This is a genomic window from Nocardia amamiensis NBRC 102102 (assembly GCF_001612745.1).
GTDB classification, from domain to species: Bacteria; Actinomycetota; Actinomycetes; order Mycobacteriales; family Mycobacteriaceae; genus Nocardia; species Nocardia amamiensis.
The window spans coordinates 1-14375 of the sequence record NZ_BDBA01000038.1 but is presented as its reverse complement, the minus strand read 5'-3'; the positions used below and the strand labels follow the sequence as shown (position 1 = coordinate 14375).

Sequence of the window (14375 nt, the reverse complement as noted above, 5' to 3'; positions counted from 1 at the left end):
GGCCCGGCTGGTCCCACCGCGCACAGTGAATCAAGCGCGCGGATCGCGGCCGAGGTAGCGCAGCAGTTCGGCGACGGCGGTGTCGTCCGCCTGACCGTCCACGATGGCGGCGTAGGCGCCCCACTGGCGCAGCGGTTCGACGATTTCGGCTGCCTCGCCACTGCCGGGCGCCGGGTGGATGGCGCGGGCGGCGGTGAGCAGGTGGGAGGCCAGCTCGTCGGTCAACGGCGACGGCTGACCCGTGGCGATCGCGATATCCCAGGCGTGGACCGCCGCGTCCAGCGCGCACATGACCGCCGCGACCGGAGTGGCGAGCGCGCCGTGCGGCAGCGGCGTCGGCACCGTCTCGGTGGCGTCGTCGACAGTGGCCCAGGCGGCGGAGGTCTGCTCGATCGCCTCGCGCACCAGGTTCGACGCAGAACCGTCGATCGCGCCGGAGGGTGCGAACGGGTTGTCGGCCGGACCGTCGCCGATACCGAGGAACTTGGCATACGCCAGCTGATCGCCCGCGGCGTGCTGAATCACCTGCGTCACAGTCCATTCCGAGCACGGAGTGGGCAGCTGCCACTGGTCGGCTCGGACACCGGCGACGACGGTCTCCAGCGCGCGGTAGGCGTCGGCGAGCACAGTCCGCCAAACAGGGGTCAGGGTCGCGGCGGTGGTGGCGTTCATGTCGTGCCTTTCGGGTTGTTTTCGTTGCTGACATCAGCCTATGCCGGCATTAGGCTAATTTCGTTCCTAATAGCCTAGGAGGAAAAAGTGGCCTCGACCACTACGCGATTGCTGCGGTTGCTGGCCCTTCTGCAAGGACGCGCGCATACCGGCCGCGAGCTGGCCGAGCGCCTGGGCGTTACCGACCGCACCCTGCGCAACGACATCCAGCGGCTGCGCGAGCTGGGCTATCCGGTGCACGCGGAACGCGGCGCGATCGGCGGCTATCGGCTCGGTCGCGGCACCACCATGCCGCCCCTGCTGCTGGATGACGACGAGGCGGTGGCCGTCGCGGTGGCGGTCGGGCTCGCCGAAGACGGCTCCACCGGCATCGCGGATATCGCCGAGCACGTCACGAGGGCGCTGGGCAAGCTGGACCAGATCCTGCCGAAACGCTTGCAGCGCAAGGTATCCGCGCTGCGCGATGCCACCGCGATCGGCCCGGCGACGACCGGGTCACGGGAGCCGGACGCCCCGGTTCCCGCCGCCGTGCTCACCACCCTGGCGGGCGCCATCCGCGACGGCGCGACGGTCCGCATCGAGCAGACCGCCGAATCCGCCGTGGAGATCGAGCCGTACCGGCTGATCAACTGGCAGCGACGCTGGTATCTGGTCGCCTACGGCGTGGAAAACCATTCCTGGCGTGCCATTCCCGTCGCCCGGATCACGCGAGCCGAGGCGAACTCCCGGCGCTTCGCCGCGCGCTCGCTTCCCGACGACGATCTGGTCGCCTTCGTCATGCGCCATATCGCCACGACCGGCTGGGAGGTTCATGCCCGGGTCACCGTGCTCGCACCTGCCGACGTCGTGATCGCTCGCATCAATCCCGCGGTCGGCGTGGTCGAACCCGTGGACGCCCACACCTGCGTGCTCTACACCGGCGCGGACGCACTGGAGACCATCGCCGTCTACCTGTCCATGCTGATGATGGACTTCCGCGTGGACGGCCCACCAGAACTCGTCACACACCTGCGCACCCTCGCTCGGCGGTACGCCGATGCGATCGCCGACGCGCCGGGCAGTTGAGCGCGGCGGGAATGCCGGGCAGTCAGTAGGATCGTCGCTCATTTCAACCAGTCGGTCGAGCACATCGAGCACAATCCCTGGCCGCGGCCGCCCGGATTGGCGTGATGGTGTGTCACGCCGCGGAGCAGATCCCCGGAGTGCTGCCGTAGCAGCGGCAGCGCGCTCGGCGGTGTCTACCTCCACGATGTGCCGCTCGTCGTTAATGCCGAGGAGTGACGAGGCGAATAGCAGGATGTGACGGAAGGTTGTGGCGCGGTGTCGGCAGAGCGATTCGCCGAGCGGCTGGTTGCGGCAGCACTCGGCACCATTGACATCCTGGCGATCCACCTCGGGGATCGCATGGGCTGGTACCTGGCATTGGCCGAACATGGTCCCGCCGATGCTCCGGAGCTGGTCGAACGGGCGGGCGGCGATGAGCGATACGCTCGCGAATGGCTGGAGCAGCAGGCCGCCAGCGGGATACTCGACGTGACCGCGGACCGCCGCTTCGAGCTGCCCGCGGGGGCCGCCGAGGTGCTCACCGATCCCACCAGCCTGAACTATCTGGCGCCGCTGGCGCGGATGCTGGCCGCCGCGGCGGTGCAGTCACCGGGGTTGGTCCGGGCCTATCGGGACGGCGGCGGCGTCGGCTGGTCGGAATTCGGCATCGACATGCGCGAAGCCCAGTCCGATATGAACCGGCCGTGGTTCGAGCGACGGCTCGCCGCCGAGCTGGCCACCGTCCGGGAAGTCACCGAACCCCTGTCGCGGCCGGGAGCCCGCGCCGCCGACATCGGCTCCGGCGGCGGCTGGTCCACGATTGCGCTGGCCAGGACCTATCCGGAGCTGGTCATCGATGGCTACGACATCGACGAGCCGTCGGTCGCGATGGCGAACCGCAACGCCGAGGAGGCCGGGCTGTCGGCTCGGGTCCGATTCCACCGCGCCGATGCCGCGTCCTCGCTCGGCGAGCAGGTCTACGACGCGATCTTCGCCTTCGAATGCCTGCACGACCTGCCCCACCCCGTGCAGGTGTTGGCGGCCATGCGCCGCGCCCTACGTCCCGGCGGCGCGGTGATCGTCATGGACGAGGCGGTGGCGCCGGATTTCCGGGCGCCCGCCGACGACATCGACCGTTTGATGTACGGCTTCAGCCTGCTGATCTGCCTGCCCGATGGCCGCTCACATCCGGATTCGGCGGCCACCGGGACCGTCATGCGGCACAGCACCCTACGGCGCTACGCCCGCGAGGCGGGCTTCACCGAGGTCGAGGTGCTCCCGATCGACGACTTCGGCTTCTGGCGCTTCTACCGTCTGATCCCCTGACTCACGCGCCGAGTCCGGGCGCTCAGGCGGGATAGGGACGTTCGGCGAGCGCCGACCGGAGCGCCCATCCCCACCAGACGAGCTGGTCGAGCAGCTGATCGGCGGCGGCGACAGGCATCTCCGGGTACCTCGGCCTCCCCGCGGCATCGAACTGCTTACCGACATCGTGGAAGCTCACCGTGTCGCGCACGGTGACCGCGTGCAGTTCGGCGAACACGTGCCTGAGGTGCTCCACGGCACGCAAACCACCGGAAAGACCGCCATAGGAGACGAAACCGACCGGCTTGGCCCGCCACTCGGTGAAATGCCAGTCGATCGCGTTCTTGACCGACGCCGGATAGCTGTGGTTGTACTCCGGTGTCACCACGACGAACGCCTCTGCCGCGGCAAGTCTCGGGCTGACTATCTGGAGCGCTCGGGCGTCCTCCGGCTCGGGTTGGCTGGAAAGCCGTTCCGGCAGCGGTGTTTCGGCCAGATCGACGACGTCGACCACGACGTCATCGCGACGGTCGGCATGCTCGGTGAACCAATTGGCGACAGTCGGGCCGAAGCGGCCCGCGCGTGTGCTGCCGATGATCACAGCGAGCTGAATCGGGTTGTCAGGCATGGCACATTCCCTTCGACGCATTACGGTGCACAACACAGCGTCGAACCCGAATAAAGGTTTAGGTCAAGTCGGTGTCCTCCGACCCGCACTCGGGCGCGGGCGCCCTCAGGGCGGGGTCACACTTCCAGATCCTCTTCGATCCCCTTCAGGCGGTGCCTGGCCAGCGCAAGGTTCGCCCGGCCCCGGTCCAGGGCGAGGTAGAGGAACAGACCCTTGGACTTGCGGCCGGTCATCGGCCGGATGATGTGGTACTGGCCGGACAGCGTGATGAGGATGTCCTCGATGTCGTCTTTGAGCCCGAGCTGGTCCATGGTGCGCAGCTTGGCGCGCACCACCTCGGTGTTGCCCGCGGCGGCGACCTGGAGATCCAGGGACTTCGAACTGCCGAGCATGCCGAGGGCCATGCCGCTGTTGTAGTCGACGACGGCGGCGCCGATCGCGCCATCGATCACCATCATGTCTTTGAGTGCCAGATCCATATTCGACATATTTGTTCCTTTCAGTGGGTTTTCGTTGTCTGTTCTTTTCCGGAGTCGTTCGCCACCGGCGTCAGAAGGTCGGCGATCGTGCGGGCTACCGGACGCGATTCCAGATGCAGCCGGCCGATGTTCACTTCGGGGCTCGCCAGCACGGTCAGCGAGGTCCAGCCCGCCGCGTAGATGACCACGTGCCCGCCGGTGCCGTGCACCACGACCTCGCTGAAGCCGCCGCCGTGCGCGGTGCTCGCCAGCCGGTGCGACAGCGCCAGCTGTGAGGCGGCCATCGCAGCCATCCCGTTGGGTTCGATGTGCGTGGGTAGATCGTGTGCGACGAGCAGCCCGTCGTTGGACGCCACCAGCGCGCCGGTGAGCCGAGGGACGCGATCGCGCAGTGCCTTCAGTTCGGTCAGCACCGCCGCGTTCGGTTCGGGTCCGGACATCCCCACCTTGCTCAACCTTCCCATCAGTTCGCCGAGCCTTTTCTTCCGCGCGGTCACGCGAGCTCCTCCAAAGCCGCCCGCAGGCGGACGAGTAGTTCGCGGTCCGGCGGCTCCAAGCGGTCCGGGACGGGAACCGATGCGTCCGGCCGCCGGACCCGGCGGCGAGGAAGCCGACCGGGTGCCCGGGCCGCGACAGGAATTACCGCTTCCGGCTCAGCAGGCATGAGCGGTTCGGCGGGAGGGGGCGTCGCGATAGGCCGCTCGATCAGCCCCGCCGCGGTCAGATCCCGAACCGCCATCAGACAGCCATAGGTGGTGCGACCGAGTTCGCGGCCGATCCCCGCGATACTGCGCTGGGCATCGGCGGCGGCTAGTACCTCGGCTTGGCCGCCGGTCAACACCACGCGTCTTCGCCGCACACGGCGCACGGGGACGACGGGCGCACGGTCGACCAGTTCCGCGGGCCATGGCCCCCACTCCGGATCGCCACGCCGCGCGCACTCCTGCACGAGCGCGTGCGGCGTGATGTGACAGACGGGGGCCAGCCAGTGCGGCGGCGCGGGCCGGAACTCCGGGACGGCGGGCGAGGCCAGTAGAAAGTAGGCGGCATCGAACACCGACAGCAATGCCAGAGTTTCCAGCCGTGGCCGCCCGAGCACGCGGCCGGGGTCTCCGGCTCCGGCGCGTTGCCAGTCCTCGGCGGTCGCCACGCCCGCCTCGATCACCAACCGGTCCAGCCCGGTCGTACGGCCGCAGTCGGCGGACACGATCGCGCCTTCAGCGAGATGAAACGCGCCGTCGCCGGCGCGCAACACGCCGGTGCTTCCTTCGCTTTCCAGTCGCCGCAATTCGACCGCGAGCTCAACACCCATGACCGTCCTCAGCCAATTCGGCGAGAATTCCCCGGAGCTGGAATCGCGCCATCCCGAGATTCCCGGTGTCCTCGTCGAACAACACGTGCACGAAAAGCCGTCCGTCGAAGTCGCCGTTCACCAGATTCAGCAAGTGATAACCACTCGTCCCGCAGACGATGATTTCGGTGACGTCGTCGCCGTCGTGTCCGGTGGACAGCGCCGGGCAGCCGAGCACCGCGCGTACCACATCGGTGGTGGCCGCGGCGTCCTCGTGCTGGTCGACCAGCTCGTGCACCCCGGCCGCGGCGATCGCCAGGCCGCTCGCGCCGTCCACCAACGTCACACTGCGCGCACCGGGAATGTCCATGATGCGTTTCAGACAGCCATCAATACCGATCACGCGCCACCACTTGTCATGTGCGGGTGTTTACGGGTTCCAGACGCTACACACGACAGCAGGGTGCTGCACAGTAAATACGGGAGAAATTTCCGGTAAAAATCGTTTCCGCTGGCAGGGGGGAGAAATACCTTCCGGTATTCAATACCTCTTGGTATTCAATACCTTTCGGTTTTCATTATCCCGTGCGGGACGCGAGCACTCGGAATCCGCGGAACGGCCGCTCGACTGCTCCGGCTCGGCCGACGCGTGACCTGGCGGCCCTCATAGGCGAGACCGCACGCGAGATCAACAGTGCCGCGGTGGCTTCGCGTCGTCACGTCTTGTAGTCATCGCGCAGCAACTGCGGGAGCGGCCACTGGTTCCCGGCTGGACGCAGCGAATTCCGTACACCGGCCAGGATCCAGACGCGGTGCCACCACGGCAGACCCGCTGCATCCGAACGGGCCGGCCGGCGCCGATCGAGGCCGAATCGAGGTCCGCGAAGAAGCGGAACCTGTCAACCGCCGGTGATGCCGGTGGAAAGTTTGACAACGACCTTGTCGTTGGTGACTTCCTGCACCGTAACGGTGCGCCCATCCGTGGACTGGGTTTCCCCGACCGGAACGGTGATCTCCTGACCGGCCACCGACAGGGTGACCAGATTGCCGTTCACCGCAATGAGTTTCGCCTCGATGCCCAGGATGCTCGCTTTGGCGTCCACACCACGAGCGAACGTGACCGTGCAACCGCTCACCGCGCAGTCGGTCTTCGTGCCTTGCCCTTCCGCCGTGCAGGCAGCACCCAGCGGGGTCAACAAGACGAACAGGGACACAGCGACGAGCCGACGTACAGACACGCCACGAGTGTAGAGGGAACGGGCCACGCCGTCCGGCATCTGACCGGAATCCTGTGCGACGAGCCCCGTGCGAAACCTCAGCCGCGTCTGCCGCGCAAGTAGTCGCTGACCACGGCGGCGCCCAGACCGTCGAGGTCGGGCGCGACGACGCGGCCGCCGCTGCGGCGGGCCATCAGGTCGACGAAGGCGGCCAATCTCGGGTTGTCGCCGAGCATGAACACCGTGACCGACGCGCCCAGTCCGGCCAAGGCGTCGACCTGAGCCATCGTCACGGCCAGGGTGCGCGAGTCGGGCGGCCAGTTGAAGTACGCCTCGCCGTCCGGCTCCAGATGGGCCGTCGGCTCGCCATCGGTGACGACGAGCACGACGGGCACGGCGTCCGGATGCCTGCGCAGGTGCGCCGCGGCGAGCAGCAGTGCGTGGTGCAGATTGGTGCCTTGCTCCCACACGCCTTCCAGCGCGGTCAGTTCGCCGATGCCGACCGTCGTGGCGTACCGGCCGAATGTGATCACGCTCAGCGCGTCGGAACGAAAACGGGTACCGATCAAGTGATGCAGGGCGAGGGCGGTGCGCTTCATCGGCACCCATCTGCCGTCCTGCACCATCGACCAGGACGTGTCGACGCACAGCGCCACGGCCGCCCTGGACCGCTGCTCGGTTTCCATCACCTCGACGTCGGAAACGTCCAGCGTGACACGGCGACTGCCCGTCGAGGCCGAGCGCAGCACGGCATTGCGCACGGTCCTGGGCACGTCCCACGGTTCAGAGTCGCCGAACCGCCACGCTCGCGCCGCACCGGTCGGCTCGCCCGCCGCACCGGCCGAGGCCGTGTCCCGCTCGCCGCGCCGAGAACGCAACCGCCCGATGACAGCACGCAGCGCCACCTCGCCGAGTCGCCGTAAAGCCTTGGGCGTCAACCGCAGCGAGCCGTCCTGCGCACGTTCGAACAGACCTTGCCTTCGTAGTTCCCGCTCCAGCTCCGCCAGCCGGTTTGCGTCCACCCTCGCCTCTTCGCCGAGATGACGGTCCAGGGCGTCCAGATCGATATCCTCCAGCCTGGCACCGGGGTAGGACTGGGCGAGCTGCTCGGCGAGCGCGTCCAGTTCGGCGAGATCCTGCAGGGCCTGCGCGCCCGCGCCGAGACCCAACGGGTCCTCGCCGCGGAATCGCCGCCCGGAGACCCAGTCCTCGCCGGGACGCAGCGCCCGCAGGTTGGCGTCCAGCGCGGCGACTTGCTGGGCGATCCTCGGGTCGCCGAACGCCTGGCCGATCAGCTGGGTCAGCTCCGCCCGCTGCTGCTCGGACATCGAGTTCATCATGCGTTGCGCGGCCGCGGCGCGGGCGGCGAGCGCGTCGATCAGTTCCTCGGTGTCGCGCGGGTTCTCGGGGAAGAATTCGCCGTGCTCGGCCATGAAATCGGCGAACTGCCGCTCGGTGTTCTCGCCCCGCGCATGGGCCGCGAGCAGGTCGTTCAGGTCGGACATCATTCGCCGCACCCGCTCGACGTCCTCGGGCATCGTGTTCCGCAGGGCCTGCTTCATCCCCTGGAAACGGGATTCCAGCAGTTCCTGGCCGAGCAGGTCGCGAATCTTCTGGTAGTTCTCCCGGCCGGTTTCCGACCGCCAGCGGTAGTCGGCTAGTTCGCCGACGGCGGCGGCCGTGCTCGACGGCAATGCGTCCAGCTGCGCTTCGGCGAACCTGGCGTCATCGGACGGATCGGGGAACAGGGCGCCGCGCTCGGCGTCCAGAGCCTCGTTCAGCAGTTCGCGGACCTGCTGCAATGTGCCGTCCAGCCGGTGGCGCCGGGAGATCTCCGAGCGGCGCTGCCACACTCGGCGGGTCAGCTCCTCCAGGCCGGGCGTCGTGCTGGTGCCGCGCCGCAACAGCTCCTGCAATGCGCTGCGCGGCGAACTGCCCTCCATCACCTCGCGCCCGATCCGGTCCAGCGCCTCCCGCAGGTCCAGCGGAGGAGCCAGGGGATCGGGCCCGTCGTGATAGGGCCCGTAGGAGTAGCGATCGGGGGAGGTCACGATGCCTCGCTGGGAGCGGTCATCGCCCGTACACCGCCATGCCATCGTCGGAGTCCTTCGCGATCTGGCGGGCCAGATACAGGGCTTCCAGAGCGAACTCGACAGCAGAGGCGATCCGCGGCGGCGGATCGGTGGCGTCGACGCCGAGCCGGCCTGCGACCTCGTGCAGGACGGGTAGCTCGGGCAGGGCCGACAAGACTTCCTCGCCCGGCACGCGCTCACCGGTGGTGACCAGGTGACCGTCGCCGACAGCCTCGGCCAGCGGACGCAGGTTCAGGCCGCCGAGCAGCGCCCGCGCGGTCTCGGCGAACGAGCGCCGGAGCAGATGCGTCAGATGCTCCTGCTCCCGCCCCTCTTCGCCGGACTCGAACTCCAGCTTGCCGCGCAACACCGCGGGCACGGATTCCAGGTCGACCGGACGGGCGACGGCGGGACGTTCACCGGTCACCGCGGATCTGCGCAGCGCCGCGGCGGCCACCGTTTCGGCCGCGGCGACCGCGAATCGCGCGGACACGCCGGACCGCTGATCGATCGCGGACGACTCGCGCAGTTGCCGCACGAACCTGGCCAGCACCTCGACCAGCGGATCCCCCACTTCGGCCACCAGTTCGGCTTCTTGGCGCACGAGCGCCACCTCGGCCTCGACGCTGAGCGGATAGTGGGTGCGGATCTCCGCGCCGAACCGGTCCTTCAGCGGCGTGATGATCCGGCCGCGGTTGGTGTAGTCCTCCGGGTTCGCGGTCGCGACGAGCAGCACGTCCAGCGGCAGCCGCAAGGTGTAGCCGCGGACCTGGATGTCGCGTTCCTCCATCACGTTCAGCAGCGCGACCTGGATGCGTTCGGCGAGGTCGGGCAGCTCGTTGATCGCGACGATGCCGCGATGGGCGCGCGGCACGAGCCCGAAATGGATGGTCTCCGGATCGCCGAGACTGCGCCCCTCGGCCACTTTGACCGGGTCGACGTCACCGATCAGGTCACCGACGGAGGTGTCGGGTGTCGCGAGCTTCTCCGCATACCGCTCCGAGCGGTGCCGCCACGCGACGGGTAGGTCGTCGCCCAGCTCGGCCGCCAGCCGACGCCCTTGCGGGCTGATCGGCTCGAGGGGGTGCTCACCCAATTCGGCGCCCGCGATCACCGGCGTCCACTCGTCGAGCAGGCCGACCAGCGTGCGCAGCAGCCGGGTCTTGCCCTGACCGCGCTCCCCCAACAGCACGACATCGTGCCCGGCGAGCAACGCGCGTTCCAACTGCGGCACGACGGTCCGGTCGAAGCCGACGATGCCCGGCCACGGCTCGCCGCCGGAACCCAAGAGCGTCAGCAGGTTCTCGCGGATCTCGGTTTTCACCCCACGCGGCAGATATCCGGCCGAGCGCAGCTCGCCCGCGGTCGTGGGCAGGTGTGCGGGAACTTTCACGAATTCGACGCTACGTGCGTTCCCTCCTCGGGTCGACCGGAAGAGTCTCGAACGGTAGCGGCCTCATCCGGTTGTCCCGCTACGCAGGTTGTTGCCACAGGCTCATGAAGGTGATAGTCGCGTCGATCTGCGAGTTCGCTCCGGCTCCCCCGACGCCCTGATGCGCCTCGGCGAAAGTCCAGGCACCGACATTGAGCTCGTATTGGGTGTTGGCCTCCATGGTCCACCGCACTTCGATTACCGCACCGATCCCGAAACCACCGCTGTCGTAGTGGTAGTCCTCCGTCGGATCGAACAAGGTGCCGCTGACCCGGCCGCGGAAACGCTTGTCGACCGCGAAGGTTTGCAGAACCCCGCTACTCATAACCGTCATCTCACATCCGGCTTCGACGGTGGCGTCGGCATTCAACCCTGCGGAAGCGGCGGCGAAATCTTGGGAGGATCGAAGCGACCGAGCCATGCAGTGGACGCGACGATCGGAACGAAGCGCCACGCCATAGCCGGCGTGCGCATTGACGAATACGCTGCCGTCGGAACCAAGCGTGTTGCCCGCATGCGCGTCGAGGGCGGCGCGGCCGGTCTCCGATGTGAGGATCCGGGATCGCGGAGGGCCGCCGGCCAGGTCGTGCCAGAACCAGGAGAACTCGTAGGGAATCTGGAAGATCCGCGTCGGCCAGCCTTCGAAATCGCGGGTCTCGGCGAAGGAGTTATCGAGCCCGATCGGCGATACCTGCCGCGCCGGAATGGTGCTTCTCACCGGCAACTCGGTGACGCCGATTCTTCTGGCACGTTGGCGCTCCGCGGCCGAGCGCAGGGCGTCGGCGCTACGGGGATTGTTGCGTAATTGGTCGAGAAGCGGCTGTTGCAAGGCGTCGGCCAGAGCGCGGTCCTCGGCGGCGAGTTCGCGCCTGCGCGCGTTCTCCTCGCTGTGACGTACGGCGAGCGCATTGATCGAATTCCGGATTCCCCGCCTGCTGTCCTCCGGGAGCCGCTCGTCGAACGCGATCTCCACGGTCGATGTAACCGCGTCGGGATAGGTGGTCATCGTTGCTCCTTTCAACCTGAGCACCGCCCGTATAGTGCGCCATCCAGCAATCGGCCAGCACGAGTACCGAGCTACTCGATTTCCATCCGGAACCACGTGCGTGGCAGCCAGTAAGCCGACGCTTCGACTCTCATCGCCATGGCCATAATTCCTGCTTACAAGCACTGACGAAGCGCCCGACCACACAACGCGCGGGAGGGCACCCGCGGATGCAAGCCTGCTGCCGGACACCCGCCAGCGCATCACAGTCCGATCACCATGAGAACGCAGCTATCCACCAGCAGTACGGGAGTTGGCCGTCACGGCCTCCCGGTCGTCTGCTTCGCCGAGTCCGGACATCTACGACACCCTCCGCGTCGGCACCCACGAACGCCATCGCATCCGGTTGATAACATATACGGTCGACCGTATTCTTTAGTCAGCCCGGTACGGTGCTGCGGTCGATCGGAGGAATGCTCACCATGGAAAGTCGGCGCATGTTCGAACTGGCGCAAGCTTTGGCCATTGCGAAGAGCAGGCAAGACCTGCCTGCGGCCATGGCTCTCCTGCATCCCGACATGGTGCTGGAAACACCGGCATTCGGGACGACAGCCCGGGGCCGGGCGGAGAACGAAAAGGTACTGGCGAGGTTTTTCGCCTCGTTCCCGGACTACCACGTCGAGCTGGACGGTCACGCGGACGACGGCGAGACATTGGTCTGCTGGGGTACCGCATGGATGACCATGACCGGCAACCGATTCGGCGGCGAACCCAACGGCAGACGTGCGCAGGTGCCGGTGTTCATCCAGTTCACCTTCGCCGACGATCTCATCGCAGGCGAGCGGTTCTGCTTCGACCTGTCCGTCCTGTGCGCACAGTCCGGCATCTCGACAGATGCGGTGCGGCGCAACCTGTTCGGCGAAACCTCAGCCAGCAACTCGAGATAGGAGACGACCATGACCGTGGACACGCGCGTGAGAAGCGTCGGCACGATTGCGACAACCCCTTTGTTCGATGTCGTCGTGAATCTGAACCCGCGATTGAATTTCGGCGATGGTCCACTCGGTCGCAGAATCCTGTTCGGCGCGGCCGGCGGGTCGTTCGAAGGGCCGAGGCTTCGCGGTGACGTGGTGGCCGGCGGCGGCGACTGGGCCTTGTTCCGGCCGGACGGCACCATGGCGCTGGACGTGCGGCTGACCCTGCGCACCCACGACGACGAGCTGGTGCACATGAGCTACGGCGGCCGGTGGGTCACACCACCCGAGGTCCGGGCCGAGCTCGCGGACCCGGTCAAGAAATCCCAGGTCGACCCGTCGCGCTACTACTTCCGGACCACTCCGCTGTTCGAAACCGGCTCGAGCCGGTACTTCTGGCTCAACGACATCGTCTGCATCGGATCGGGCTATGTAGTAGACGGCGGCGTCGCCTACCACGTCGAACAGGTGTTGTGAAGGCACAACCGCAGCGAACACGCAGTCGTGATCTGCGGTGATTTCGTTGTGGAATGCGTCGCCTGCCGTTGGGTGAGTGGATCGTATCAGGGTCGGGCTCGTGGACCTTCTGGACAGGCTTCGGATGGATGTTCCGGTCGCACAGGCGGGAATGGGCGGCGGCATCGCGGGCGGCCGTCTGGCTGCCGCTGTCGCGAGTGCTGGTGGGCTCGGGACGATCGGATTGCGTCCGCAGGAGGAGCTGCGTGCAGCAATTCGGCGGGTGCGGGCCGAGGCCGCGGACCGGGCCGTGGTGGTCAATCTGCTGATGCCGTTCGCACGGCGGGGGCATGTCGAAGTTTGCCTGGGCGAGGGTATCGATGCCGCGGTGCTCGCTTTCGGCGGAGGCGCTCGGCTGGTGCGTGAACTTCGCGATGCCGGTGTGTTCGTTTTCGTGATGGTGGGAACCGAGGGCCAGGCCCGTGACGCGGTGGCCTGGGGAGCGGATGGGCTGATCGCGCAGGGCTGTGAGGCAGGCGGTCATCTGCTGGGAACTTCTGCGGCACTGCAATTTTTGCCCCGCGCGATCGAGTTGGCCCAAGGTCGCCCGGTGTTGATGGCGGGTGGGGTGGCTTCATCGGTGGATACCGTCGCCGCATTGGCGGCCGGCGCATCGGGGGTTGTCGCTGGGACACGTTTCCTCCTGACGGCGGAGTCCGAAGCGCACGACGAGTACCGGCAGCGGGTGCTATCCGCCGCAAAGACCATCGAGACAACTCTGTTCGGGTTGGGGTGGCCCGCACGGCATCGAGTGGTTCCGAACGCCGCCACCCAGCGGTGGTGTCGGCCGGACGGGACGGCTCGCCGGTTGCCTGCACTGATAAACGCAGGTAGTGGCCCGCTGGGGCGTCTCGCGCCGGAAAGCAGCGCGGGCTCCGTCGTGAAAATGCAGCGGCCCGCGGTTCCTTTGTTCACCCCCGCGGCCCCGCTGGAGGGCATGCCTGGGTCCTGGGTGGACCGGGCAGCGCTGTATGCGGGTGAATCCGCGCTGCGGATCACCGAAGTCGTCTCTGCGAAGCAGGCCGTGGCCGAACTGGCCGGACGTTAGGTCATCCCGGCTCGATGGATCCAGCCAGGAACCACGCTGCGGATACTTCTTGCGCAACTGCGGACCCGCCGACAATTAGCGCCTGCTCGACCGTGCGCCGACCGACCCCGGTCTCGCGCTCGGGCGCCCGTTTCGATTTGCCCACGGAAGTCTCGGCGGATGGCGGCATCAGGGCGACCCGACTGGTCTGAATGCTGTTACCGGGCGGTGAGCTCGGGCTCTTCGGTCACATGGGGTGTGGTCACGACGCGGGTGTCTCCGGTTTCGCGCGTGATCGATCCGGCGGCCGTCAATGTGCCCAGGTGCGGCACACGATGGTTGTCGCCCGCGCTCGGCGCGCGGTCCTCGGCGGCACGCGTGGCAATAGGCTCCCACTCGTCGCGCGCGGACGATTCAGCGTGTGTCTCGGCTGTCTCCGCACCGGCGACGCGCTCATCTTCCGTCTCGGCGGAATCATGGGAGATCCGCTCGTACGGAACAGCGGAGACACGCCCTGCCAGGTGGTCGGCGGGCACGCGCTCGGCCAGATGCTCAGCAGGCACGCGCTCCGCCGGACGCTCAGCAGGCACGCGATCCGCCAGATGCCCAGCAGGCACGCGCTCCACCGGACGCTCAGCAGGAAAGCGATCCGCCAGATGCCCAGCAGGCACGCGCTCCGCCAGATGCCCAGCAGGCACGCGCTCCACCGGACGCTCAGCAGGCACGGGCACGG

Annotated in this window: 15 protein-coding genes and 1 pseudogene; 5 read left to right on the top strand and 11 right to left on the bottom strand. The window is 67.7% G+C overall.

The window, feature by feature from the left end; all coding sequences use genetic code 11:
• Positions 1–30: 30 nt before the first annotated feature.
• Complete coding sequence (locus NA4_RS10265; RefSeq protein ID WP_067467656.1) at positions 31–672, bottom strand: TIGR03086 family metal-binding protein; 642 nt, start codon at positions 670–672, stop codon at positions 31–33.
• Between the two features lie 87 nt (positions 673–759).
• On the opposite strand from NA4_RS10265, the gene NA4_RS10260 reads away from it, so the two are divergent.
• Complete coding sequence (locus NA4_RS10260; protein ID WP_067467653.1) at positions 760–1737, top strand: helix-turn-helix transcriptional regulator; 978 nt, start codon at positions 760–762, stop codon at positions 1735–1737.
• Between the two features lie 255 nt (positions 1738–1992).
• Positions 1993–3042 carry a class I SAM-dependent methyltransferase gene (locus NA4_RS10255; protein WP_245671251.1) on the top strand — a complete coding sequence of 350 codons (1050 nt, stop codon included), beginning with the start codon at positions 1993–1995 and terminating at the stop codon, positions 3040–3042.
• Between the two features lie 22 nt (positions 3043–3064).
• Here NA4_RS10255 and NA4_RS10250 read toward each other — a convergent pair whose 3' ends face one another.
• The 9 genes from NA4_RS10250 to NA4_RS10210 all read right to left on the bottom strand — a co-directional run bounded on the left by NA4_RS10250 (position 3065) and on the right by NA4_RS10210 (position 11146).
• Complete coding sequence (locus NA4_RS10250) at positions 3065–3649, bottom strand: NADPH-dependent FMN reductase (protein ID WP_067467647.1); 585 nt, start codon at positions 3647–3649, stop codon at positions 3065–3067.
• Positions 3650–3765: 116 nt separating this feature from the next.
• On the bottom strand, positions 3766–4137 hold the full coding sequence (locus NA4_RS10245) for a hypothetical protein (RefSeq protein WP_067467644.1): 372 nt from the start codon (positions 4135–4137) through the stop codon (positions 3766–3768).
• An 11-nt stretch (positions 4138–4148) separates the two neighbouring features.
• Positions 4149–4625, bottom strand: coding sequence for a roadblock/LC7 domain-containing protein (locus NA4_RS10240; protein ID WP_245671250.1), 477 nt, complete (start codon positions 4623–4625; stop codon positions 4149–4151).
• The gene (locus NA4_RS10235) at positions 4622–5440 is read right to left on the bottom strand and encodes a MarR family transcriptional regulator (protein ID WP_067467641.1); all 819 of its coding nucleotides are present in this window, start codon (positions 5438–5440) and stop codon (positions 4622–4624) included. Before NA4_RS10235 ends, NA4_RS10240 begins: the two co-directional genes overlap by 4 nt.
• Complete coding sequence (locus NA4_RS10230; RefSeq protein WP_067467638.1) at positions 5430–5822, bottom strand: hypothetical protein; 393 nt, start codon at positions 5820–5822, stop codon at positions 5430–5432. The genes NA4_RS10235 and NA4_RS10230 overlap by 11 nt, the downstream gene beginning before the upstream one ends.
• 496 nt (positions 5823–6318) lie before the next feature.
• A complete protein-coding gene (locus NA4_RS10225) occupies positions 6319–6696 on the bottom strand; it encodes a hypothetical protein (protein WP_067467635.1) in 378 nt (125 codons plus the stop codon).
• 38 nt (positions 6697–6734) lie between these two features.
• Positions 6735–8732 (bottom strand): vWA domain-containing protein, encoded by a 1998-nt coding sequence (locus NA4_RS10220; protein WP_067467632.1) that lies wholly within the window; start codon positions 8730–8732, stop codon positions 6735–6737.
• Positions 8707–10101, bottom strand: a complete 1395-nt coding sequence (locus NA4_RS10215; RefSeq protein ID WP_067467629.1) for an ATP-binding protein — start codon at positions 10099–10101, stop codon at positions 8707–8709. The genes NA4_RS10220 and NA4_RS10215 overlap by 26 nt, the downstream gene beginning before the upstream one ends.
• Positions 10102–10180: 79 nt before the next feature.
• Positions 10181–11146 carry a hypothetical protein gene (locus NA4_RS10210; RefSeq protein WP_067467626.1) on the bottom strand — a complete coding sequence of 322 codons (966 nt, stop codon included), beginning with the start codon at positions 11144–11146 and terminating at the stop codon, positions 10181–10183.
• A 461-nt stretch (positions 11147–11607) separates the two neighbouring features.
• On the opposite strand from NA4_RS10210, the gene NA4_RS10205 reads away from it, so the two are divergent.
• From NA4_RS10205 to NA4_RS10195, 3 genes are all read left to right on the top strand, one after another.
• Complete coding sequence (locus NA4_RS10205) at positions 11608–12072, top strand: ester cyclase (protein WP_067467701.1); 465 nt, start codon at positions 11608–11610, stop codon at positions 12070–12072.
• Positions 12073–12081: 9 nt separating this feature from the next.
• On the top strand, positions 12082–12576 hold the full coding sequence (locus NA4_RS10200; RefSeq protein ID WP_067467623.1) for a DUF3237 domain-containing protein: 495 nt from the start codon (positions 12082–12084) through the stop codon (positions 12574–12576).
• A 100-nt stretch (positions 12577–12676) separates the two neighbouring features.
• Entirely contained in the window at positions 12677–13663 is a 987-nt protein-coding gene (locus NA4_RS10195; RefSeq protein ID WP_067467698.1) for an NAD(P)H-dependent flavin oxidoreductase, read from the top strand.
• A 197-nt stretch (positions 13664–13860) separates the two neighbouring features.
• Here NA4_RS10195 and NA4_RS10190 read toward each other — a convergent pair.
• Positions 13861–14375, bottom strand: a pseudogene (locus tag NA4_RS10190) (hypothetical protein); the annotation flags it as partial.